The 20518-nt window shown below is 70.9% G+C and carries 20 protein-coding genes; 12 read left to right on the forward strand and 8 right to left on the reverse strand.

Annotated elements, in window-relative coordinates; translation table 11 throughout:
* Positions 1-78 precede the first annotated feature (78 nt).
* The 7 genes from typA to ITJ69_RS03925 all read left to right on the forward strand — a co-directional run bounded on the left by typA (position 79) and on the right by ITJ69_RS03925 (position 8094).
* Positions 79-2001 carry a translational GTPase TypA gene (gene typA, locus ITJ69_RS03895; protein ID WP_111084979.1) on the forward strand — a complete coding sequence of 641 codons (1923 nt, stop codon included), beginning with the start codon at positions 79-81 and terminating at the stop codon, positions 1999-2001.
* A gap of 66 nt (positions 2002-2067) precedes the next feature.
* Positions 2068-3261, forward strand: coding sequence for an amidohydrolase (locus tag ITJ69_RS03900; RefSeq protein ID WP_194672050.1), 1194 nt, complete (start codon positions 2068-2070; stop codon positions 3259-3261).
* Between the two features lie 112 nt (positions 3262-3373).
* Complete coding sequence (locus ITJ69_RS03905; protein WP_123673112.1) at positions 3374-3916, forward strand: hypothetical protein; 543 nt, start codon at positions 3374-3376, stop codon at positions 3914-3916.
* A 19-nt stretch (positions 3917-3935) separates the two neighbouring features.
* Positions 3936-5126, forward strand: coding sequence for a PIG-L family deacetylase (locus ITJ69_RS03910; protein ID WP_194672051.1), 1191 nt, complete (start codon positions 3936-3938; stop codon positions 5124-5126).
* A 35-nt stretch (positions 5127-5161) separates the two neighbouring features.
* Positions 5162-5479: a ferredoxin gene (fdxA, locus tag ITJ69_RS03915; RefSeq protein ID WP_069711637.1), complete on the forward strand. Its 318-nt coding sequence runs from the start codon at positions 5162-5164 to the stop codon at positions 5477-5479.
* Between the two features lie 13 nt (positions 5480-5492).
* The gene (gene dapC / locus ITJ69_RS03920; protein WP_194672052.1) at positions 5493-6611 is read left to right on the forward strand and encodes a succinyldiaminopimelate transaminase; all 1119 of its coding nucleotides are present in this window, start codon (positions 5493-5495) and stop codon (positions 6609-6611) included.
* A gap of 184 nt (positions 6612-6795) precedes the next feature.
* Positions 6796-8094 (forward strand): citrate synthase, encoded by a 1299-nt coding sequence (locus tag ITJ69_RS03925; protein WP_194672092.1) that lies wholly within the window; start codon positions 6796-6798, stop codon positions 8092-8094.
* A 76-nt stretch (positions 8095-8170) separates the two neighbouring features.
* Here ITJ69_RS03925 and dapD read toward each other — a convergent pair whose 3' ends face one another.
* Entirely contained in the window at positions 8171-9157 is a 987-nt protein-coding gene (gene dapD, locus ITJ69_RS03930; RefSeq protein ID WP_194672053.1) for a 2,3,4,5-tetrahydropyridine-2,6-dicarboxylate N-succinyltransferase, read from the reverse strand.
* Between the two features lie 131 nt (positions 9158-9288).
* Here dapD and dapE point away from each other — a divergent pair, with 131 nt between their 5' ends.
* Positions 9289-10371, forward strand: a complete 1083-nt coding sequence (gene dapE, locus ITJ69_RS03935; protein WP_123294103.1) for a succinyl-diaminopimelate desuccinylase — start codon at positions 9289-9291, stop codon at positions 10369-10371.
* Positions 10356-11600: a hypothetical protein gene (locus ITJ69_RS03940; protein WP_194672054.1), complete on the forward strand. Its 1245-nt coding sequence runs from the start codon at positions 10356-10358 to the stop codon at positions 11598-11600. The genes dapE and ITJ69_RS03940 overlap by 16 nt, the downstream gene beginning before the upstream one ends.
* Here the strand turns inward: ITJ69_RS03940 and ITJ69_RS03945 are convergent.
* Positions 11579-12841, reverse strand: a complete 1263-nt coding sequence (locus ITJ69_RS03945; RefSeq protein ID WP_228504727.1) for an AI-2E family transporter — start codon at positions 12839-12841, stop codon at positions 11579-11581. The genes ITJ69_RS03940 and ITJ69_RS03945 overlap by 22 nt on opposite strands.
* A gap of 127 nt (positions 12842-12968) precedes the next feature.
* On the opposite strand from ITJ69_RS03945, the gene ITJ69_RS03950 reads away from it, so the two are divergent.
* A complete protein-coding gene (locus ITJ69_RS03950; RefSeq protein ID WP_017887054.1) occupies positions 12969-13139 on the forward strand; it encodes a DUF3117 domain-containing protein in 171 nt (56 codons plus the stop codon).
* Positions 13140-13266: 127 nt separating this feature from the next.
* Positions 13267-13995: an AAA family ATPase gene (locus tag ITJ69_RS03955; protein ID WP_123294101.1), complete on the forward strand. Its 729-nt coding sequence runs from the start codon at positions 13267-13269 to the stop codon at positions 13993-13995.
* 16 nt (positions 13996-14011) lie between these two features.
* On the opposite strand, the gene ITJ69_RS03960 is transcribed toward ITJ69_RS03955, so the two are convergent.
* The gene (locus tag ITJ69_RS03960; protein ID WP_123294100.1) at positions 14012-14644 is read right to left on the reverse strand and encodes an O-methyltransferase; all 633 of its coding nucleotides are present in this window, start codon (positions 14642-14644) and stop codon (positions 14012-14014) included.
* 64 nt (positions 14645-14708) lie between these two features.
* Between ITJ69_RS03960 and ITJ69_RS03965 the strand changes: the two genes are divergently transcribed.
* Positions 14709-15083 (forward strand): twin-arginine translocase TatA/TatE family subunit, encoded by a 375-nt coding sequence (locus tag ITJ69_RS03965; protein WP_123340711.1) that lies wholly within the window; start codon positions 14709-14711, stop codon positions 15081-15083.
* An 80-nt stretch (positions 15084-15163) separates the two neighbouring features.
* Here ITJ69_RS03965 and ITJ69_RS03970 read toward each other — a convergent pair whose 3' ends face one another.
* The 5 genes from ITJ69_RS03970 to ITJ69_RS03990 all read right to left on the reverse strand — a co-directional run bounded on the left by ITJ69_RS03970 (position 15164) and on the right by ITJ69_RS03990 (position 20502).
* The gene (locus ITJ69_RS03970) at positions 15164-16450 is read right to left on the reverse strand and encodes a carbohydrate-binding protein (RefSeq protein WP_228504729.1); all 1287 of its coding nucleotides are present in this window, start codon (positions 16448-16450) and stop codon (positions 15164-15166) included.
* A gap of 167 nt (positions 16451-16617) precedes the next feature.
* Positions 16618-17466: a class I SAM-dependent methyltransferase gene (locus ITJ69_RS03975; protein ID WP_194672055.1), complete on the reverse strand. Its 849-nt coding sequence runs from the start codon at positions 17464-17466 to the stop codon at positions 16618-16620.
* Positions 17467-17476: 10 nt separating this feature from the next.
* On the reverse strand, positions 17477-18637 hold the full coding sequence (locus tag ITJ69_RS03980; protein WP_194672056.1) for an Mrp/NBP35 family ATP-binding protein: 1161 nt from the start codon (positions 18635-18637) through the stop codon (positions 17477-17479).
* Positions 18630-19130, reverse strand: a complete 501-nt coding sequence (locus ITJ69_RS03985) for a DUF1003 domain-containing protein (protein WP_111085044.1) — start codon at positions 19128-19130, stop codon at positions 18630-18632. The genes ITJ69_RS03980 and ITJ69_RS03985 overlap by 8 nt, the downstream gene beginning before the upstream one ends.
* 52 nt (positions 19131-19182) lie before the next feature.
* Complete coding sequence (locus tag ITJ69_RS03990; protein ID WP_111084991.1) at positions 19183-20502, reverse strand: magnesium transporter MgtE N-terminal domain-containing protein; 1320 nt, start codon at positions 20500-20502, stop codon at positions 19183-19185.
* Positions 20503-20518: the final 16 nt, after the last annotated feature.

A 20518-nucleotide genomic window follows, 5' to 3' on the forward strand; every position in this document is an offset into this window, starting at 1 on the left:
GTCGGGCGTTCTGCCCGCGGGTGCGGTGCCGACAAATCACTGGCCCGACACTCTCCCAGAAATTGAAGGATGTCCTGTATGGCGCTCGCCACCCGGTCCGACCTGCGCAACGTCGCCATCGTGGCACACGTCGACCACGGCAAGACCACCCTCGTCGACGCGATGCTCACGCAGACCAACTCGTTCGACGCCCACTTCGAGGGCGAAGACCGCATGATGGACTCGAACGACCTCGAGCGCGAGAAGGGCATCACGATCCTCGCGAAGAACACGTCGGTGCTCTACAACGGCAAGCACGCGACCGAGTTCGGCGCGGACGGCCCCATCACCATCAACGTGATCGACACCCCGGGTCACGCCGACTTCGGTGGTGAGGTCGAGCGAGGCCTCTCCATGGTCGACGGTGTCGTCCTGCTCGTCGACGCGTCCGAGGGCCCGCTGCCCCAGACCCGCTTCGTGCTCCGCAAGGCGCTCGCCGCCAAGCTCCCGGTGATCCTGCTCGTCAACAAGACGGACCGCCCCGACTCCCGCATCGACGAGGTCGTCTCCGAGTCGCAGGACCTGCTCCTCGGCCTGGCGTCCGACCTGTCGGACGAGGTCGACGACCTCGACCTCGACGCGATCCTCGACGTCCCCGTGGTCTACGCCTCGGGTCGTGCCGGTGCCGCGTCGCGCAACAAGCCGGCCGACGGCTCGCTGCCCGACAACGACGACCTCGAGCCGCTGTTCGAAGCGATCCTGCAGCACGTCCCCGCCCCGAAGTACGACGACCAGCACCCGCTGCAGGCCCACGTCACCAACCTCGACGCGTCGCCGTTCCTCGGTCGTCTCGCGCTGCTGCGCATCTTCCACGGCACGATGAAGAAGGGCCAGACGGTCGCGTGGGTCAAGCACGACGGCACCGTCGTGAACGCCCGCATCACCGAGCTCCTCATCACCAAGGCCCTCGAGCGCTACCCGGCCGAGTCGGCTGGCCCCGGTGACATCGTCGCCGTCGCCGGCTTCGACACGATCACCATCGGTGAGACGCTGACCGACCCCGAGGACGTCCGCCCGCTGCCGACCATCACGGTCGACGACCCGGCGATCTCGATGACGATCGGCACGAACACCAGCCCGCTCGTCGGCAAGGTCAAGGGGCACAAGCTGACCGCCCGCATGGTCAAGGAGCGCCTCGACCGCGAGCTCATCGGCAACGTCTCGCTCAAGGTCCTCGACATCGGTCGCCCCGATGCGTGGGAGGTCCAGGGCCGTGGTGAGCTCGCGCTCGCCATCCTGGTCGAGCAGATGCGTCGCGAGGGCTTCGAGCTCACCGTCGGCAAGCCGCAGGTCGTCACGAAGCGTGACGAGAACGGCAAGCTGCAGGAGCCGTACGAGCACATGACGATCGACACGCCGGAGGAGTACCTCGGCGCGATCACGCAGCTCATGGCCGCTCGCAAGGGCCGCATGGAGAACATGACGAACCACGGCACCGGCTGGGTGCGCATGGAGTTCATCGTCCCGTCGCGCGGCCTGATCGGCTTCCGCACGTCGTTCCTGACCGAGACCCGCGGCACCGGCATCGCCAACGCGATCTCGCACGGCTACGACGAGTGGGCCGGCCCGATCCAGACCCGCATCAACGGCTCGATCGTGTCCGACCGCTCGGGTGTCGTCACGCCGTTCGCCATCACGAACCTGCAGGAGCGGATGACGTTCTTCGTCAACCCCACCGAAGAGGTCTACGAGGGCATGGTCATCGGCGAGAACTCGCGCGCCGACGACATGGACGTCAACATCACGAAGGAGAAGAAGCTCACGAACATGCGTTCGGCGAACGCCGACTCCTTCGAGTCGATGACGCCGTCGCGCCAGCTCTCCCTCGAGGAGTGCCTGGAGTTCGCGCGCGAGGACGAGTGCGTCGAGGTCACCCCGGCCGTCGTCCGCATCCGCAAGGTCGAGCTCGACGCGCAGGCCCGCCAGCGCTCGTACGCCCGCCTGAAGCGTCAGGACGCGTAAGCACCAAGCGACGCGTCGCGTCAGCAAGAGCACGACCTGAGGAGGTCGGGGGTTACGGTGGATGCCGTGACCCTCGACCTCCTCTCGCTGTACCAGGACCTGCACGCCCACCCCGAGCTCGGTTTCCAGGAGCACCGCACTGCGGGCATCGTGGCTGACCGGCTCGCCGAACTCGGTGGCATCGAGGTGACCACCGGCGTCGGCGGCACCGGTGTCGTCGGTGTCCTGTCGAACGGCGAGGGCCCGGTCGTGTGGCTCCGCGCCGACATGGACGGCCTGCCGGTCCAGGAGCGCACGGGGCTGTCCTACGCCAGCCAGCACCGCGGCACCGACGAGGACGGCAACGACGTCCCGACGATGCACGCGTGCGGCCACGACATCCACGTCACCTGGCTGCTCGGCACGCTCGAGCGCCTCGTCGCCACCCGGGACCAGTGGAGCGGCACGGTCGTCGGCGTCTTCCAGCCGGCGGAGGAGGTCATCTCCGGCGCCCGCGCCATGGTCGAGGACGGCCTGGTCGACCGGTTCCCGAAGCCCGACGTCGTGCTCGGCCAGCACTCGGCTCCGGCCCCGGTCGGCATCGTCGCGATCGGCTCCGGCCCGGTGATGGCGTCGAGCGACCGGCTCACGGTGACCTTCAACGGTCGCGGGGCGCACGGGTCCGCGCCGCAGGCATCCCTCGACCCGGTCGTCACCGCCGCGTCCGCCGTCGTGCGGCTGCAGACCGTCGTCTCGCGCGAGGTCTCGCCGAGCGACGCCGGCGTCGTCACCGTCGGCAGCTTCCACGCCGGCACCCGCGCGAACATCATCCCCGACCAGGCCGTCATCGAGATCTCGACGCGTGCCCGCAACGAGGAGACCCGTGCGCGCATCATCGCGTCGATCGAGCGGATCGTCCGTGCCGAGAGCGACGCCGGCGGGCTGCCGGAGCCGACGATCGTGCGGTCGCCCGGTGCCGAGGTGACCGTGAACGACGCGGCGTCCGCTGCCCGGGTGCTCGCGGCCGTCAGCGCCGCCGTGCCGGGTGCGCGCGAGCTGGAGATCGGGCTGGCGATGGCGTCGGAGGACGTCGGGCAGCTCGCGACGGCAGCGGGCGTCCCGCTCGTGTACTGGTTCACGGGGATCACCGACCCGGAGCTGTTCCGCCGCGGCGAGGACATCCCGAGCAACCACTCGCCGTTCTACGCGCCGCAGGCCGAGACCGCGATCCCGGTCGGCGTCGACGCCTTGGTCGCCGCGACGCGCGCCTACGTCGCCTGACGGGCGGACGGGAGGCGCGGGGCGGCCCCGCCGCGCGGGTGACCGTCCCGGGGACAGGACGTTCACAGCCAACTCGCGCCGTGCCTCCCGGCTCACCCGTTACCGTCGGCGCATGCGTTCCCTCCGTACCCCGCTGATCGCCGCCGTCGCCGCCGGCATCGCCCTGGCCGGACTCACCGGCTGCTCGTCCGACTCCGTGAAGCAGGCGACGGACCTCGGGTCCTCGGTGGCCTCGACGGTCGCGGACGGCGTCGCGGGCATCGACGGCAAGGCGATCCAGGACGGCATGTCCTCGGTCGCGGGCGGCATCGACGGGGCGCTCGACACGGCGCTCAAGGGTGCGAACGTCACCTCTGACGGCAAGGTGCCCGACGGGTTCCCGTCGTCCGACGTGCCGCTCGTCGACGGCACGGTGCTCGGCGGGGGAGCGGGACCGAACGGCTCCGGGTGGGTCGTGCAGGTGCGCGCCGGGTCGGTCGACGACTTCGCCTCCGCCGCGCAGCAGCTCGCCGACGCGGGCTACACCGAGTCGGCGAAGCGCGCCGACTCGTCGAGTGCGTTCGGGATGTTCCGCAGCGACGGGTACCGCGTCGTGCTCACGTTCTCGGACGGCGACGACGGCGTCACCGCGACCTACATCGTCACGGCCCGCTAGTCCCGTACCCTTGGGGGCGATGTCGAAGGCCTCCGTCACGCGCCCCGAGCGCGTCCTGTTCGTGCACGCCCACCCCGACGACGAGACCCTGTCGTCCGGTGGGACGGTCGCGACCCTGCTCGAGCTCGGCGCCGAGGTCACCGTGTTGACGGCGACCCGCGGTGAGCGCGGCGAGATGCTCACCGAGCGGCTCGCACCCCTGGCCGGCGACGCACAACGCGTCGCCGCGCACCGCGAGACCGAGATCGACGCGGCACTCGCAGCCCTCGGCGGCCCGGCGCACCTGTGGCTCGGCGGGCGCGGTGCCCGGCCCACCGACCTGCCGGAACGCCGGTACGTCGACTCCGGCATGCAGTGGGGGCCGGACGGGCGGGCGACCGCCGCCGACGACGCCCCCGCCGACTCGCTGACCGCCGCCGACCTGGGCGAGGTCGTCGACGACGTCCGTGCCGCGATCCGCTCCACCGGGGCGGACGCGGTCGTGAGCTACGCCGACGACGGCGGGTACGGCCACCCCGACCACGTGCGTGTGCACCACGCTGCTCGGTACGCGGCCCGGGCAGAGGAAGTGGCGTTCTCGATGATCGTCGCCCCGGAGACCGGGGACGCCGACGTCACCGTCGACGTCCTGCCGGTGCGGGCGAAGGTGCGTGCCGCCGTCGAGCAGTACCGCTCGCAGGTCACCGTCGACCCGGTCGACACCGCCGACCCGACCGCGCTGTCGTGGGTGATGCCGCACGGCGTCCGCGAGCACGCCCCCGCCGTCGAGGCCTTCCGGCACGACGCCGACCCGCAGCCCCCGGCACCGCAGACCTACGCCGAGATGTCCGGCCAGGGCAAGGTCGCCGCGGTCGCCGTCGCGCTCGTGCTCGGGCTCGTCACCGGCGGCCTCGGCACCGTGACGCACCAGCAGACCGTCGGCGCCGCCGCGTTCCCGATCGGCATGGTGATCACCACGCTGCTCGTGATCGGGCTGACCGTGGGCATCCGGCTGCTGTACCGGTCGCGGGCGATGGTCGCCGCGATCGGCATCGGCATCCTCGTCGCCACCCAGGTGCTCGTCTCCGTCGGCGGCCAGGGCTCGCCGCTCGTGCTGGCGAACGCGGCCGGGTACGTGTGGACGTTCGCCCCCGCCGTCATCGCCGCCCTGGTGCTCGCGTGGCCGGACCTGTCGGGGCTCCGGTCCCGGACGGCCCCGGGCCGCGAGTAGACTCGAACCCGCTCGTCGAAGGGAGCACCCGAACCGTGACCTACGTGATCGCCCAGCCCTGTGTCGACGTCAAGGACCGTGCCTGCATCGACGAATGCCCCGTCGACTGCATCTACGAGGGCGACCGCTCGCTGTACATCCACCCCGACGAGTGCGTCGACTGCGGTGCGTGCGAGCCGGTGTGCCCGGTCGAGGCCATCTACTACGAGGACGACCTGCCCGACGAGTGGGCCGACTACTACAAGGCCAACGTCGAGTTCTTCCAGGAAGTCGGCTCGCCCGGTGGCGCCGCGAAGGTCGGTGTGATCCACAAGGACCACCCCGTCGTCATGGCCGAACCGCCCCGCGGCTGAGCCGGACACGCACGTGGCGCTCGACCTGCCCGACTTCCCCTGGGACCAGCTCGTCCCGTTCAAGCAGCGCGCGGCCGGGTACGAGGGCGGCATCGTCGACCTGAGCGTCGGTTCGCCCGTCGACCCGACCCCCGAGGTCGTCCGACGCGCCCTCGCCGACGCCACCGACGCGCACGCCTACCCGCAGGTCGCCGGCACCCCGGCGCTGCGGCAGGCCATCGCCGACTGGTACGGCCGCCGGCACGGGGTGCAGCTGACCGAGGCGCACACGCTGCCGACGATCGGGTCGAAGGAGTTCATCGCCGGCCTGGCGCTCTGGCTCGGCATCGGCGCCGGCGACACCGTGGTGTTCCCCGCCGCTGCGTACCCCACCTACGAGCTCGGCGCGGCCCTGGTCGGTGCGGACGCCCTCGCATCGGACGACCCGGCGGCGTGGCCGGCGACGACGAAGCTGGTGTGGCTGAACTCGCCCGGCAACCCCGACGGCCGCGTGCTCTCGATCGACGACCTGCGCGCAGCGGTCGACCGCGCCCGCGAACTCGGTGCCGTCATCGTCGGCGACGAGTGCTACGCCGAGCTCGGCTGGGACCCGCAGTACGCGACCACCCCGACCCCCACGGTCCTCGACCCCCGCGTCGTCGGCGACTCGGTCGACGGCGTGCTCAGCGTGTACTCGCTGTCGAAGCAGTCGAACCTCGCTGGGTACCGTGCGGCGTTCGTCGCCGGTGACGCCCGGATCCTCGCCGACGTGCTCGCGGTCCGGAAGCACGCGGGGCTCATGCCGCCACTGCCGGTGCAGGAAGCGATGATCGTCGCACTCGCGGACCAGACCCACGTGCAGCAGCAGAAGGCCCGCTACCGGGCGCGCCGGAACATGCTCCGACGGGCACTCGAGGACGCCGGCTTCCGCATCGACCACAGCGAGGCCGGCCTGTACCTCTGGGCGACCCGCGGTGAGCCCGCGCTCGACACGGTGTCGTGGTTGGCCGACCACGGGATCCTCGTCGCACCGGGCACGTTCTACGGCACGGCGGGCGGGGAGCACGTCCGGGTGGCCCTCACCGCGACCGACGAGCGCATCGCCGCGGCGGCCCAGCGGCTGGCCAGCAGCCGTCGGCTCGGCACCGCGTAGCGCGGGGACGGACCCTGCGACCGGGCGGATCGTGCATTCCGCCCGGAGCGCAACCGGGGGTTCCCACCAAGTCGTGACCATCGATGTGTGCACGAGCGACAGACGCCGCGATTAGGCTGTCAACGTGACTGACACTGCCAACGACGCTCAGAAGACGGCCACACCGCCCACGACGCCCGTGCCCGTGAGTCCCGCCGCCGAACAGACGGGCGAGACCGCGACGCTGACGTACCCGGGCGGCAGCGCGGAGTTCCCGATCCTGCCGAGCGTCGACGGCGCGTCCACGATGGACATCTCGACGTTCAAGAAGCAGACCGGGATGAACACGCTCGACTACGGGTTCGTGAACACCGGGTCGACCAAGAGCGCGATCACCTACATCGACGGCGACGAGGGCATCCTGCGGTACCGCGGGTACCCGATCGACCAGGTCGCGTCGAACTGCACCTTCCTCGAGGTCGCGTGGCTCCTGATCTACGGCGAGCTGCCCGACGAGTCCGAACTCGCCGACTTCGACGCCCGCATCCGTCGGCACACCCTGCTGCACGAGGACCTCCGGCGCCTGTTCGACGCGCTCCCGCACTCCGCGCACCCGATGTCCGTGCTGTCCAGCGCCGTCAGCGCCCTGTCGACGTACTACGAGGACGACATGGACGTCGACGACCCGGAGAAGGTCGAGCTGCAGACCGTGCGGCTGCTCGCCAAGCTGCCGGTGATCGCCGCCTACGCGCACAAGAAGTCCATCGGGCAGGCGTTCCTGTACCCGGACAACGGGCTGTCGTTCGTCGACAACTTCCTGCGCCTGAACTTCGGCACCATGGCCGAGTCCTACCAGCCGAACCCGGTGCTGTCGAAGGCCCTCGACCGGCTCCTCATCCTGCACGAGGACCACGAGCAGAACGCCTCCACCGCGACGGTCCGCCTGGTCGGCTCGACGAAGGCGAACATGTTCGCCTCGATCTCGGCCGGCATCAACGCCCTGTACGGGCCGCTGCACGGCGGCGCGAACGAGGCCGTGCTCGAGATGCTGCAGCAGATCAAGGACTCCGGCGAGCCCGTGCAGCGCTTCGTCGAGCGGGTGAAGAACAAGGAGCGCGGCGTGAAGCTCATGGGCTTCGGACACCGCGTCTACAAGAACTACGACCCCCGCGCGAAGCTCGTCAAGGAGTCGGCGGACGAGGTGCTCGAGTCCCTCGGCGTGCAGGACGACCTGCTCGACATCGCGAAGGAGCTCGAGCAGATCGCGCTGAGCGACCAGTACTTCATCGACCGCAAGCTGTACCCGAACGTCGACTTCTACACCGGCATCATCTACAAGGCGATGGGGTTCCCGCCGCGCATGTTCACGGTGCTGTTCGCGATCGGCCGCCTGCCCGGCTGGATCGCGCAGTGGCGCGAGCTGAACAACGACCCGCTCAACAAGATCGGTCGCCCGCAGCAGCTCTACGTGGGTGCGCCGAAGCGGGACCTCCCCGCGCGCTGACGCGCGTTCTCACCCGCGAAAGCGACAGAGTCCCGCGAACAGTTCGCAGGACTCTGTCGCTTGCGCGGCGCCAGGCCTACGCGTGGAGCGCGGTGTTGAGCTGGATGCCCTCGCCCTTGCGCTGCAGCGCCTCGACGGCGCCGGACAGGCTGTTGCGGCGGAACAGGACGTTCGGGGTGCCGGACAGCTCGGCGGCCTTGACGGTCTTCGGCGTGCCGTCCGGGTTCGGTGCGGCGCCGACCAGGACGACCTTCGTGCCGGCCGTGACGTACAGGCCGGCCTCGATGACGGAGTCGTCGCCGAGGGAGATGCCGAGACCCGCGTTCGCACCGAGCAACGCGCGCTCGCCCAGGGAGACCCGGTGCGTGCCGCCGCCGGAGAGCGTGCCCATGATGGACGCCCCGCCGCCGATGTCGGTGCCGTTGCCGACGACGACGCCCTGCGAGACGCGGCCCTCGATCATGGCGTCGCCGAGGGTGCCGGCGTTGAAGTTCACGAAGCCCTCGTGCATGACGGTCGTGCCCGGCGCCAGGTGCGCCCCGAGACGGACGCGGTTGGCGTCACCGATGCGGACGCGGTCCGGCACGACGTAGTCGACCAGACGGGGGAACTTGTCGATGGCGTGCACGGCGATGCCCGCGCGCTGCAGCGACGGGCGCAGGCGGGTCAGGGACTCCGGGTGGACCGGCCCCGCGTTCGTCCACGCGACGATCGGGAGGTACCCGAAGACACCGTCGAGGTTGATGGTGTTCGGACGCACGTGCAGGTGGCTCAGCAGGTGCAGGCGCAGGTACGCGTCCTCGGTGCTGGTCGGGGCGGCGTCGATGGTGACCTCGGTGGTGACGGCCACGATCCGGACCTCGCGGCGGGGGTCGTCGCCGACGTGCGCCTGCAGTGCTGCCGGGAACACCGCGGCAGCGGGCAGCGGGCCGAGGTGGGTCTCCGGGTACCAGGTGTCGAGCGTCGTGCCGTCGGCGGCGATCGTCGCGAGGCCGTGGCCCCAGGCGTGCGTCGGGCGGTCGGCGGTGGCGGTCGGGTCGGTGGCAGCGGTCGTGTCGGTCACCGCACCAGGGTACCGACGCACTGGACGGGAGCACCGGACCGACCGGACGGACGCTGCGGAACCGCACCGTGCCTCCCGGCCGCCGTGCCGTGGGCCAGCGCGACGGGAGCGACGGCAGATAAGGTGACCGCATGCCGGAGCAGCTCGACCTCACCGCCTCGTCCATCGACATCACCCGTGCCATCTGCGACATCGAATCGGTGTCGGGGAACGAGCAGGCCCTCGCTGACGCGATCGAGGCGGTGCTCGCACCGCTGCCGCACCTCGAGGTGATCCGGGACGGCGACGCGATCGTCGCCCGCACGAACCTCGGCCGCGACCGCCGCGTCGTGATCGCCGGGCACATCGACACCGTGCCGCTCAACGACAACCTGCCGACCGAGTTCCGCACCGCCGAGGACGGCACCGAGATCCTGTGGGGTCGCGGCACCGTCGACATGAAGGCCGGCTGTGCAGTGCAGCTCAAGCTCGCGTACGACCTGGTCGAGCCCTCGGTCGACGTCACGTGGGTCTGGTACGACCACGAAGAGGTCAGCGACCTGCTGAACGGCCTCGGTCGTCTCGCCCGGACCCGTCCGGAACTGCTGGCCGCCGACTTCGCCATCCTGGGGGAGCCGTCCGGCGCGCAGATCGAGGGTGGCTGCAACGGCAACCTCCGCGCCGAGATCCGCACGTTCGGCAAGCGCTCGCACAGCGCCCGCAGCTGGATCGGCGACAACGCGATCCACAAGACGGCACCGATCCTCGCCACGCTGGCCGCCTACGAGCCCCGGACCGTCACGGTAGACGGGCTCGAGTACCGCGAGGGCCTCAACGCCGTCGGGATCAGCGGCGGCATCGCGGGCAACATCATCCCGGACGAGGCGATGGTGCACGTGAACTACCGCTTCGCGCCGTCGCGTTCGGCCGACGAGGCCGTGGCGCACATCCGCGAGCTCTTCGACGGCTACGACGTGACCATCGTCGACCTCGCCGCCGGTGCCCGCCCCGGCCTCGACGCCCCGCTCGCGCAGGACTTCGTGTCGGCGGTCGGTGGCCCGGAGCCCCGCCCGAAGTACGGCTGGACCGACGTCGCCCGCTTCTCGGCGCTCGGGGTGCCCGCGGTCAACTACGGACCCGGTGAACCGGTCTTCGCCCACCACGACGACGAGCAGGTCCCGGTCGCGCAGATCACCGCGGTCGAGGCCGGCCTCCGTCGGTGGCTGACGGCCTGACGACGGCCGGGGCCACCCGGCCGACCTCTGCACGCACCCGTTGGCGCGCCCGCTACCGGGTGGTGCCGTGGTGGGTCCGCATCACGGTCGTCTACGTGCTCGCCCGGTTCGTCACCGGACTGATGATGCAGGCCTTCGCGAGCGTGCAGGCGGCGAACTCGTTCACCGTCCAGCACCCGGCGTACCTGTCGTTCGCGTCCATCTGGGACGGCGCCTGGTACCGCGTGATCGCGACCGGCGGCTACCCGTCGACCCTGCCCGTGGACGCGGCAGGGCACGTGACCGAGAACGCGTGGGCGTTCATGCCCGCGTACCCGTTCCTGGTGCGGGGCCTGATGCTGCTCACCGGAGCGTCGTTCGAGTTCGTCGCGGTGGCGGTCTCGCTGCTCGCCGGCCTCGGCGCTGCGCTCGTGTTCCGTCGCCTGATGGGGCGCTTCCTCGACCCGGCGCGGGCGACCTTCGCCACGGTGCTGTTCTGCGTCGCGCCCGTGTCGGCGATGTTCCAGGTGGCGTACGCCGAGTCGATGGGGCTGTTCCTGCTGCTCGTCGCGCTGCTGCTCATGGTCGACCGACGGTGGTGGACGATGCTGCCCGTCGTGCTCCTGCTCGGGATGACCCGGCCGACCGGGCTCGCCTTCGCCTTGCTCGTCGTGCTGTTCGTCGGCGCGTGGGCGATCCGGCCCGCGTGGGTGCGGTCGTCGGAGCCGCTCACCCTGCGCCGCCTCGTGCCGCCCGCCGTGGTCGCGGTCGTGTCCGGACTGGTCGGCCTGGCGTGGCCGGCGATCGCCTGGGCCGTCACCGGGGTGCCCAAGGCGTACACCGACACCGAGCTCGCCTGGCGGTCGTCCTACGTCGGGTGGCAGGAGCTCGTGCCGTTCGCGCCGTGGATCCAGGGCTTCGGGTGGTGGTTCCACCAGCCGGCCGGCGGGGTCCTGCTGGCCGTCGTGGTCGTCGGATTCGTGGCGTTCGTCTGCATGCCCGCAGCCCGGGTGATCGGGATCGAGCTGCGCCTCTGGGGCATCGCCTACGTCGTGTACCTGCTCGCCGTGTTCTTCCCGCAGTCGAGCACCTGGCGGATCCTGGTGCCGATCGCGCCGCTGCTCGGCATCGTGGCGCTGCCGCGGTCCCGCGTGTACCGGGTGGCCGTCGTGGTGGCGTTCGTCGGGCTGCAGTGGGTCTGGCTGTACTACTGCTGGTGGATCGACGGCTACGACTGGACCCCGCCGTGATCGGCACGGCGCTCACGGGCCTGGGCGCGGGCCAGGAGCCGTGCGGCGGGGCCGCTCCGCTCGCGCTTCGGCACCGTCGCTGACATCGGCTCCGGGTCACCCGGCCGCCAGTTCGCCGCCGCCACGACCATCGCGTTGACGGTGGCGATGAACGGCACTGCGAAGAACGCGCCGACGACACCCGCGATCGTCGTGCCCGCGGTCACCCCGAGGACGACTCCGAGCGGGTGGACCTTGACGGCCGTGCCGGTCAGGAACGGGTGCAGGACGTGGCTCTCGAGCTGCTGCACGACCACCACGATGCCGAGCATCACGAGCGCCGGCACCCAGCCGTTGAAGACCAGGGCGATGAGCACCGCGACCGCACCGGCGACGATCGCCCCGACGACGGGGACGAACGCGCCGAAGAAGACGATGACGCCGATCGGGATCGCCAGCGGGATCTGCAGGGCGAGCGCTCCGATGGTCACGCCGAGGGCATCGGTGACGGCGACGACCAGCTGGACGCGGATGAAGCTCGTCAGGGTCTTCCAGCCGGCGTGCCCGGCGACGTCGATGCGAGCACGTGCCCGGCGCGGGAAGAGCCGGACGACCCACCCCCAGATGCGCGGGCCGTCGATGAGCACGAACAGCGTCGTGAACACGATGATGAACAGCCCCTCGAGCACGTGCACGGCGCCGGTGCCGGCGGCCTGGAACCCGGACAGGATCGTCGAGGCGTGCGCCTGCAGGTAGTCGAAGCCGTTCGACACCCACGAGTCGACGTCCTTCGCCGTGATCCCGAACGGCTCGCTGTCGAGCAGGGTCCGCAGGGACTGCACGCTGTGGTGGAGCCGGCGTTCGAGCGACGGCAGGTCGGACCGCACCTGCTCGGTGACGAGCAGCGCCAGCCCGCCGAGGGCCAGCACCAGCGCGACGAGGCTCGACAGCACCGCCGTCCACTTCGGCCACCGGTGCCGTTGCAGGAACGACGACATCGGCATGAGCAGTGCGCACACGAGCAGCGCGATGAGGAACGGCACCACGATGTCCTGCAGCAGCACGACGAGCGCGACCAACACGGCGAGCCCGGCACCCACGACGAGGATGCGCCACGTGAACGCCGCACCGATCCGCAGACCGGCCGGCACCGCGTCGTCGGACCGTGCGGTCTGTCCGGCCGGACCGGAGCCCTCGGGACGCCCAGACCGGTCGGGATGCCCGCTGGAGGACTGACGGCGCATGGAGCGGATGTTCGGCATCCGCCAAGGTTACGAACGCAAACCGCGAAGATCCGGCGATCCGACACCCCCAACCTGGGCAGTTTCGCAGTTGCCCCATCAATACGAGATAATGAGCGGGCATGTACTGCACGAAAGGGGACATCTGATGGCAGCCATGAAGCCGAGGACCGGTGACGGGCCGATGGAGGCTGTTAAGGAGGGTCGACTCATCATCGTGCGGGTTCCGCTCGAAGGAGGAGGCCGCCTGGTCGTCTCGGTCAACGATGCCGAGGCCAAGGAACTCCATGACGCACTCGCTGAGGTCGTCTCGGCCTAGTAGTCGAAAGCACCAGAACGACGGGTCCGGAGCGTGTACGCGCCGGGCCCGTCGTCTGCGTCCGGGGCGTCGCGCCGTCGGCGTGCGCGCCCGTCGCGCTGTCGGTCGCGTCCGGCAGGATGGCCTCGTGCCGAGGACCCACATGCCGATCCGCCGCGTCGAGGAGTACCGCGACCCCGACCCGATGCCGCGAGACGTCTGGCCGGCGACGCTGCCCCCGGTGCGGCAGCTGCTCGACGAGGGACTCGACCTCGACCCGGTGACGGTGTTCGTCGGCGACAACGGTGTCGGCAAGTCCACCCTGATCGAGGCGATTGCGCTCCGGTTCGGCATGTCACCCGAGGGCGGCTCCACCCTGGCGAACCACTCGACGCGTCCGTCCGAGTCGTCGCTGTGGCAGCACATCGTCCTCCGCCGTGACTTCGGTGCGCCCCGCGGCGGGTTCTTCCTGCGCGCAGAGACCATGCACGGCTTCTTCACCTACCTCGAGGACCACCCCAACCACTCCCGCCCCGAGCCGGTGTTCCACGAGCGCAGCCACGGTGAGTCGTTCCTCGACTTCGTCATCGACCGCGCGCAGTGGCCGGGGCTCTGGATCCTCGACGAACCGGAGTCGGCGCTGTCCTTCTCCGGCTGTCTGACGCTCATCGCGCTGCTGCGGTCGATCGTCGACAGCGGGGTCGGGCAGGTCGTGCTCTCGACGCACTCACCGGTCCTGGCGGCGTTCCCCGGCGCGACGATCCACGAGGTCGGCGAGTGGGGGTTCCGGCGCACCGAGTGGGAGGACCTCGACCTGGTGCGCAACCAGCGGTCGTTCCTCGAGTCACCGGAGCGGTACCTGCGGCACCTCGAGTGACCGGTGGGGACGGCTGCTACGCGGTGACCTTCGTCAACTGCAGCAGCCCGTCACCGGCCGGCGAGAGCGCACTGCGCACCGCCCCCGACGTCGACACCTCGGTGAGCAGCAGCCGGAAGTCGGTCGTCGCCCGGTCGCGCTTGACCGGGTCGGCGACGCGTCCGCGCCACAGCGCGTGCGGCACCAGGACGGTCCCGCCGAGGCGCGCGAGCCGCAGCCCGTGCTCGACGTACTCGATGACGTGCTCGGGGTCGGCGTCGACAAGGACAACGTCGTACGACGCCTCGTTCATCCGGGGGAGCACCTGGTTCGCGCGGCCCGGGATGAGCCGGATCCGAGCGGGGGCGGTGCCGGCGCTGATGTAGGCGTCGCGGGCGAACTGCTGGTGGTCGACCTCGACGTCGATCGTGGTCAGGGTCGCGTCCGGCGCGCCGCCGAGCAGGTACAGCCCGGAGACTCCCAGGCCCGTCCCGATCTCGATGATGCTCGTGGCTCGGGAGGCTGCGGCGATGACGCCGATCTGCGCGCCGATCGCGGGCGAGATCGCCTCGACACCGAGCTCCAGAGAGTGCTCACGAGCGCGGGCGATCGCCTCGGACTCCGAGACGATGTCCTCGGCGAACTTCCAGTTCGACTCTTTCTCTGACACGCACACTCCGTTCGGTTGACAACTCTAGGGGTGCATCGGAGCCGTACGGGTTAGGCTCGCTCACGTGAACATCCCGCTCGACAAGATCCTGATCATCGGGATCATTGCCGTGCTCTTGCTCGGGCCGCAGCGCCTGCCGATGTACGCCCAGAAGTTGGCCGAGTTCGTGAAGGCCGTCCGCCGGTTCGCCGACACCGCGAAGGAGCGGATGCGCGACGAGATGGGCCCCGAGTTCGACGACATCGAGTGGCAGAAGCTCGACCCGCGACAGTACGACCCCCGACGGATCATCCGCGATGCGCTCCTCGACTCCGGCGGCGCCAGCAGCGCCGCCGCGGTCCAGACCGCGCAGGTGACCGCCTCCAAGGTGCGCGCGACGGCTCCCGTCGTGCCGTTGGCCGCGGGAGAAGCGCCACCGTTCGACGCGGAAGCGACCTGACGCCCGTCACGTGACCACCTGACGGACGGGAGGCCCGGTGCCAGCTGGCACCGGGCCTCCCGTGTTCGGTGTGGTGACGACTACTTCAGGTCGGCGAGGAAGCGATCCGTCCAGGCGAGTGCCGGTGCGCTCGGGACGGAGCTGCAGGTGGACGACGCCGTCGTCGAGGCGCAGGGCGTGTCGCGGTCGAGCGACCAGTAGTGGATCCCGGCGAGGCCGTTCGCCTTCGCGTAGGCGGACAGGGTGTCGACGTCGGCGAGGGTGAAGACCTCGTCGGTGGTGTCGTTGACGCCGATCATCGGGGTGACCTCGATCTTCGACGACGCGATGCCGTACGTGTGCTGCAGGTTCGTGACGGCCTGGATCGACGACTTGCCCATCTGGCAGGTGGAGCCGGAGAGCACGCAGTTCGCGGCGGTCGCGCGGCCGAAGTCCATCGTCATGAGGTTGATCGTGTAGTTCGTCAGGGTCGACGCCTTGATCGCCTTCACGGTGGCGTCGCCGGTGCTGTTCAGCCCGCCGTACGAGCCGTCGCTGGCGGCCAGGGTCGCGAGCGTGAACGAGAAGCGCATGCCCGGGTACTTCGCCTGGGCGAGGGCTGCAGCGCTCACCAGGTTCTGCACGTCGGCGGCCGACTGACCGCTCTCGATGTCGAAGTCGACGCCGATCATGTGCGGGGTCGCGTACCGGGCGATGAACGACTGCAGTGCGGCGCCCGAGCACTTGAACGAACCGGCGGCTCCGCCGGTGCTGACGATGTAGTCCACCCCGGCGGCGTCGAGCTTCGGGATGTTGGCGTTCGCGAAGGCATCCGCCGCGACGCCGCCCCAGTTCTCGCTGCCGCACGTGCCGGTCGCGAAGGCGAGGGTGATCGCCTTGAGGCCGGGCTCCCGGGTCGACACCAGGCTGTTGCTCGAGCCGACCACCGGGATCCGCGTCCCGGTGACCGCGGTGTTCATGACGTTCGTGTTCCAGTCGAGGTTCACGGTGATGTCCTTGTACGGGCTGAACACCAGTCCGCTGGCCGTGCCGCCGCTCCCGCCCGTGCCGGGGGTCGTCGTCCCCCCACCGGGAGGAGTGGTGCCGCCGCCCGTGCCGGAGCAGGCGCCGGTCGACGTCCACGGCTGGCCGCTGCCCGTTGCCCCGGCGTGCGTCGCGGGGTCATCGCCCTGCGTCCACCAGTTCGCGGTGTAGTTCGATCCGTTCTCGCTGACGGTGGCACCGCCGGAGTACGCGGTGCCGGCGGTCCACGCGGTCGCGCACGACGGTGTCGCGGCGATGGCCGGTGCTGCGGCGAGGGATCCGCCGGCGATCACTGCGGCGACGGTGGCCACGAGGCCGATCCGTACTCGGGTGTTCTGGTTCACACGGTTCTCCTGTCCTCGGCCGGACGTCGTCGTCCGGCGGGTGGAGCCCAGGCGGTCACATTCCGCAAGGGCATTGTGCAATGCCCTTGCATAATGCTCCGGGGTGGAACGACCTGTCCATGAACGAACGTACAGGCGCGCGCCGAGCGGATGGCAGGCGCCCGTCGTCAGTCGCGGGTGGCGACGATCGTGTACGTCAGGGGAACACGGTCGCGGTCAGCGTCGGGCCACGCCCACGAGCCGTCGCCGGTGTCCTCCATGCGGGGACTGAAGCGCCAGGGCAGGGTGCGCCCCTCGTCCAGGCGGCGGAGTCGGAGTTCGGCGCCGAGCAGCGCGTTCACGATCTCGGACAGCGGGTGCGGCCATTCGAACGTGCGGGTGTTCGCCACGGTGCCGTCGCCGGCGTAGGTGCCGGCGTCGTCCCACTGCTGCGCGGTGCCGTCCGGGAAGTACCGGTACCGGGTGACGAGCTCGTCGGCGGTCTCGTCGAGGCCGTAGAGCGCGGGGTGGCCGTCGCGGATGAAGAACACCCCGCCCGGGCGCAGCAAGCCGGCGACCTGTGCGGCCCAGCGGTCGAGGTCGGGGAGCCAGCAGATCGTGCCGATGCTCGTGTAGACGACGTCGAAGTCGCCGGAGACGGCAGCGCGGGCGTCGAGCACGTCGGTCTCCACCCAGGTGACGTCGATGCCGAGCCGCGTCGCGAGGCCGGCGGCGGAGGCGAGCGCCGCGGGGGAGAAGTCGACGCCGGTGAGCCGGGCTCCCTCGCGGGCGAGCGACACGGTGTCGGTGCCGATGTGGCACTGCAGGTGGCAGACGTCGAGGCCGGCGAGCGAGCCGTTCGGCAGCCACGGCGTCAGGGCCGGCAGGTCGTCGCGCACGACGTCCGAGCGGTGCGCCGGGTCGGACAGCTCGTCGACGGCGTAGGCGCCCTCGTGGATCGGCACCCGGTCGTCCCAGTTCGCCCGGTTCGTGTCGCGGGCGCGGTCCCAGTCGACTCTGACGTGATCCATGCTCATGCTGACGAGCCTAGGACAGCGACAGACCCAGCTTCCGTCCGGCCAGTCCGCGCCCCATCGTCGTGATGCCGTCGGCGATCGCGGCGAGGGCGACGGCTGCGGGGTCCTCCGGCGCGCCGAGGACCACCGGCAGGCCGGTGTCCCCGCCCTCGCGGAGCGGCACGGACAGCGGCACGCTGCCGAGCACCGGTACGGGGGCGTCCTGCCCGCGGGACAGCCGTGCGGCGGTCTCGGCGCCACCGCCCTTGCCGAACAGGTGCAGGACCGAGCCGTCGGGCTGCACGAGCCCGGCCATGTTCTCGATGACCCCGATCACCCGCTGGCCCGTCTGCCGTGCGACGATCCCGCTGCGCTCGGCGACGTCGGCCGCGGCCGCCTGGGGTGTGGTGACGACGAGGACCTCGGCGTGGGGGAGGAGCTGGCCGACCGAGATCGCGACGTCGCCGGTGCCGGGCGGCAGGTCGAGCAGGAGCACGTCCAGGTCGCCGAAGAACACGTCGGTCAGGAACTGGTTCACGGTGCGGTGCAGCATCGGGCCACGCCAGGACACGGCGGTGGAGGCGTCGTCGACGAACATCCCGATCGACACGACCTTCACGTCGTGGGCGACGGGCGGCAGGATCATGCTGTCCACCCGGGTCGGACGCGGCGCGATGCCGTGCTCGTCGGTCAGTCCCATCAGCCCGGGGATGCTGAAGCCGTGCACGTCGACGTCGACGATCCCGACCCGCAGGCCCCGGCGGGCGAGGGCGATGGCGAGGTTGGCGGTGACCGTCGACTTGCCGACACCGCCCTTGCCGCTCGTGACGGCGATCACCCGGGTGAGCGAGTCCGCGGTGAACTGGATGCCGTTCGGCCGGCCGGCCCGCAGGCGTTCGGTCAGCGCGGCACGCGTCGCGGGGGCCATCACCGACACGTCGACGTCGACCGACGACACCCCGTCCACCGAACCGGCGGCGACGCGCACGTCGCGCTCGATGGTGTCGGCGGCGGGGCACCCCACGATCGTGAGCTGCAGGTCGACGCGCACCGCGCCTCCTGGCTGCACGTCGACACCACGGATCATGTCGAGCTCCGTGACGGGCCGACGGATCTCGGGGTCGATCACGCGGCCGAGCGCAGCGAGGACCGCCGTGCCCAGCTGCTCGTCGGCGGGAGCCGCGTCAGCCACGGGTGGAGCTGCCGGGCTCGTTCGCGTAGCCGGCGTCGTCGGCGTCGCGCCGGTCGAGTTCCTCGAGCAGGGAGCGGAGCTCGGCGCGGATGAAGTCCTTCGACGCCATGTCGCGCATCGCCAGCCGGAGCGCGACGACCTCGCGCGCCAGGTACTCGGTGTCCGCCAGGTTGCGCTCCGCACGCTGCCGGTCCTGCTCGAACTGCACGCGGTCGCGGTCGTCCTGCCGGTTCTGCGCGAGCAGGATGAGCGGGGCGGCGTACGAGGCCTGCAGCGACAGCACCAGGGTCAGTGCGGTGAAGCCGATCGCGGCGGAGTCGAACTGCCACGGCTTCGGCGCGAGGGTGTTGTAACCCATCCAGACCACACAGAACAGGGTGAGGCCGATGAGGAACCACGGCGTGCCCATGCCCCGTGCGATGCCCTCGGTCGCGCGACCGAACGTGTCACCGCGTCCGCCACGACGGCGGGTCGGGAGCACGCGCGTGCGCATGCCCTTGGGGGAGTCGAGGCGGACGTCGGAGCGCTCGCGATCACGACGGTTCTCATCCGTTCGGGCCACGGGTGGTCCTCCTTCCCGTCGTCACGGGTGTCTTGCGCGGGCGTTGGCGTGGAAGCGGTGAGGGTTCCCCCTCGCCCTGACTTCGCCAGTCGTCCGGCAGGACGTGGTCGAGGACATCGTCGATCGTCACCACCCCGACGAGGCGGTGGGCGTCGTCGACCACGGGGACGGACAGCAGGTTGTAGGTCGCCATCACGCGGGTGACCTCGGCAGCGCTCGCGTCGACCCGGACCGGCTCGGTCTGCTGGTCGATGAGCGTGCCGAGCCGTTCGTTCGGCGGGTAGCGGAGCATGCGCTGGAAGTGCACCAGCCCGAGGAACCGACCGGTCGGCGGCTCGTACGGCGGTAGCGTGACACACACCGCGGCACCGAGCACCGGCGCGAGGTCGTGTCGGCGGACGAGCGCGAGCCCCTCGGCGACGGTCGCGTCGGCGGAGACGATGACGGGCTCGGTGGTCATCAGACCACCGGCGGTGTCCGGCTCGTACTCCAGGAGCATGCGGACGTCCTGCGCCTCCTCCGGCTCCATGAGCTGCAGGAGCGCCTCGCTCCGTTCGTCGGAGAACTGCGCGAGCACGTCGGCGGCGTCGTCCGGCTGCATCTGGTCGAGGACGTCGGCCGCACGGGAGTCCTCGAGCCGCGACAGGATCTCGACGCGCTCCTGGTCGGGCATCTCCTCGAGCACGTCGGCCAGCCGGTCGTCGGGGAGCTCCTCGGCGACCTCGAACCGGCGTTCCTCCGGCAGGTCGAGCAGCGTGCTCGCCAGGTCGGCGGGCACCAGGTCGGAGTACGCGGCGATGACGTGCTCGGCGGACTGGGCCTCGCCGGGGAGCTCGTCCTCGGTGACCTCGTTCCACGTCGCGAACGTCGTCGGGCCCTTGCCGAACGGCGACGGGGTGGTCTTCGGCTTGCGGAGGAAGAGCTGCGCGACCTCCCAGTCGCCCTGCCCGCGGTCCTCGATCGCGACGTCCTCGATGGTGGCGCGGATGCGCTGGTTCTTGATGAGCACCTTGCGACCGAGCATCTCGGCGATCACCCGGACCTCGCCGCCGCGCTGCTCGAAGCGGCGCATGTTGACGAGCCCGGTGGTGATGACCTGGCCGGCGCCGATCGAGGTGATGCGGCCGACGCTGACGAAGATGCGGCGCTTGCCCGGCACCTCGACGATCAACCCCACGACGTGCGGGGGATCGGCCCGGCGGTAGACCACCAGGACGTCCCGGACCTTGCCCACGCGGTCGCCCGCGGGGTCGAAGACGGAGCACCCGGCGAGGCGGGCGACGAAGACCTTCGTGGCGCTCACCCGCCCCAGCGTAGTC

This window comes from Curtobacterium sp. VKM Ac-2887, from assembly GCF_015350935.1.
Lineage (GTDB): Bacteria > Actinomycetota > Actinomycetes > Actinomycetales > Microbacteriaceae > Curtobacterium.

What these genes read in the sequence shown, in the direction of transcription:
- typA (WP_111084979.1), top strand. Translation starts at nt 79, where the DNA reads ATGGCGCTCGCCACCCGGTCCGACCTGCGCAACGTCGCCATCGTGGCA.
- ITJ69_RS03905 (WP_123673112.1), top strand. Translation starts at nt 3,374, where the DNA reads ATGCGTTCCCTCCGTACCCCGCTGATCGCCGCCGTCGCCGCCGGCATC.
- ITJ69_RS03910 (WP_194672051.1), top strand. Translation starts at nt 3,936, where the DNA reads ATGTCGAAGGCCTCCGTCACGCGCCCCGAGCGCGTCCTGTTCGTGCAC.
- dapE (WP_123294103.1), top strand. Translation starts at nt 9,289, where the DNA reads ATGCCGGAGCAGCTCGACCTCACCGCCTCGTCCATCGACATCACCCGT.
- ITJ69_RS03945 (WP_228504727.1), bottom strand. Translation starts at nt 12,841, where the DNA reads ATGCCGAACATCCGCTCCATGCGCCGTCAGTCCTCCAGCGGGCATCCC.
- ITJ69_RS03950 (WP_017887054.1), top strand. Translation starts at nt 12,969, where the DNA reads ATGGCAGCCATGAAGCCGAGGACCGGTGACGGGCCGATGGAGGCTGTT.
- ITJ69_RS03975 (WP_194672055.1), bottom strand. Translation starts at nt 17,466, where the DNA reads ATGAGCATGGATCACGTCAGAGTCGACTGGGACCGCGCCCGCGACACG.
- ITJ69_RS03985 (WP_111085044.1), bottom strand. Translation starts at nt 19,130, where the DNA reads ATGCGCACGCGCGTGCTCCCGACCCGCCGTCGTGGCGGACGCGGTGAC.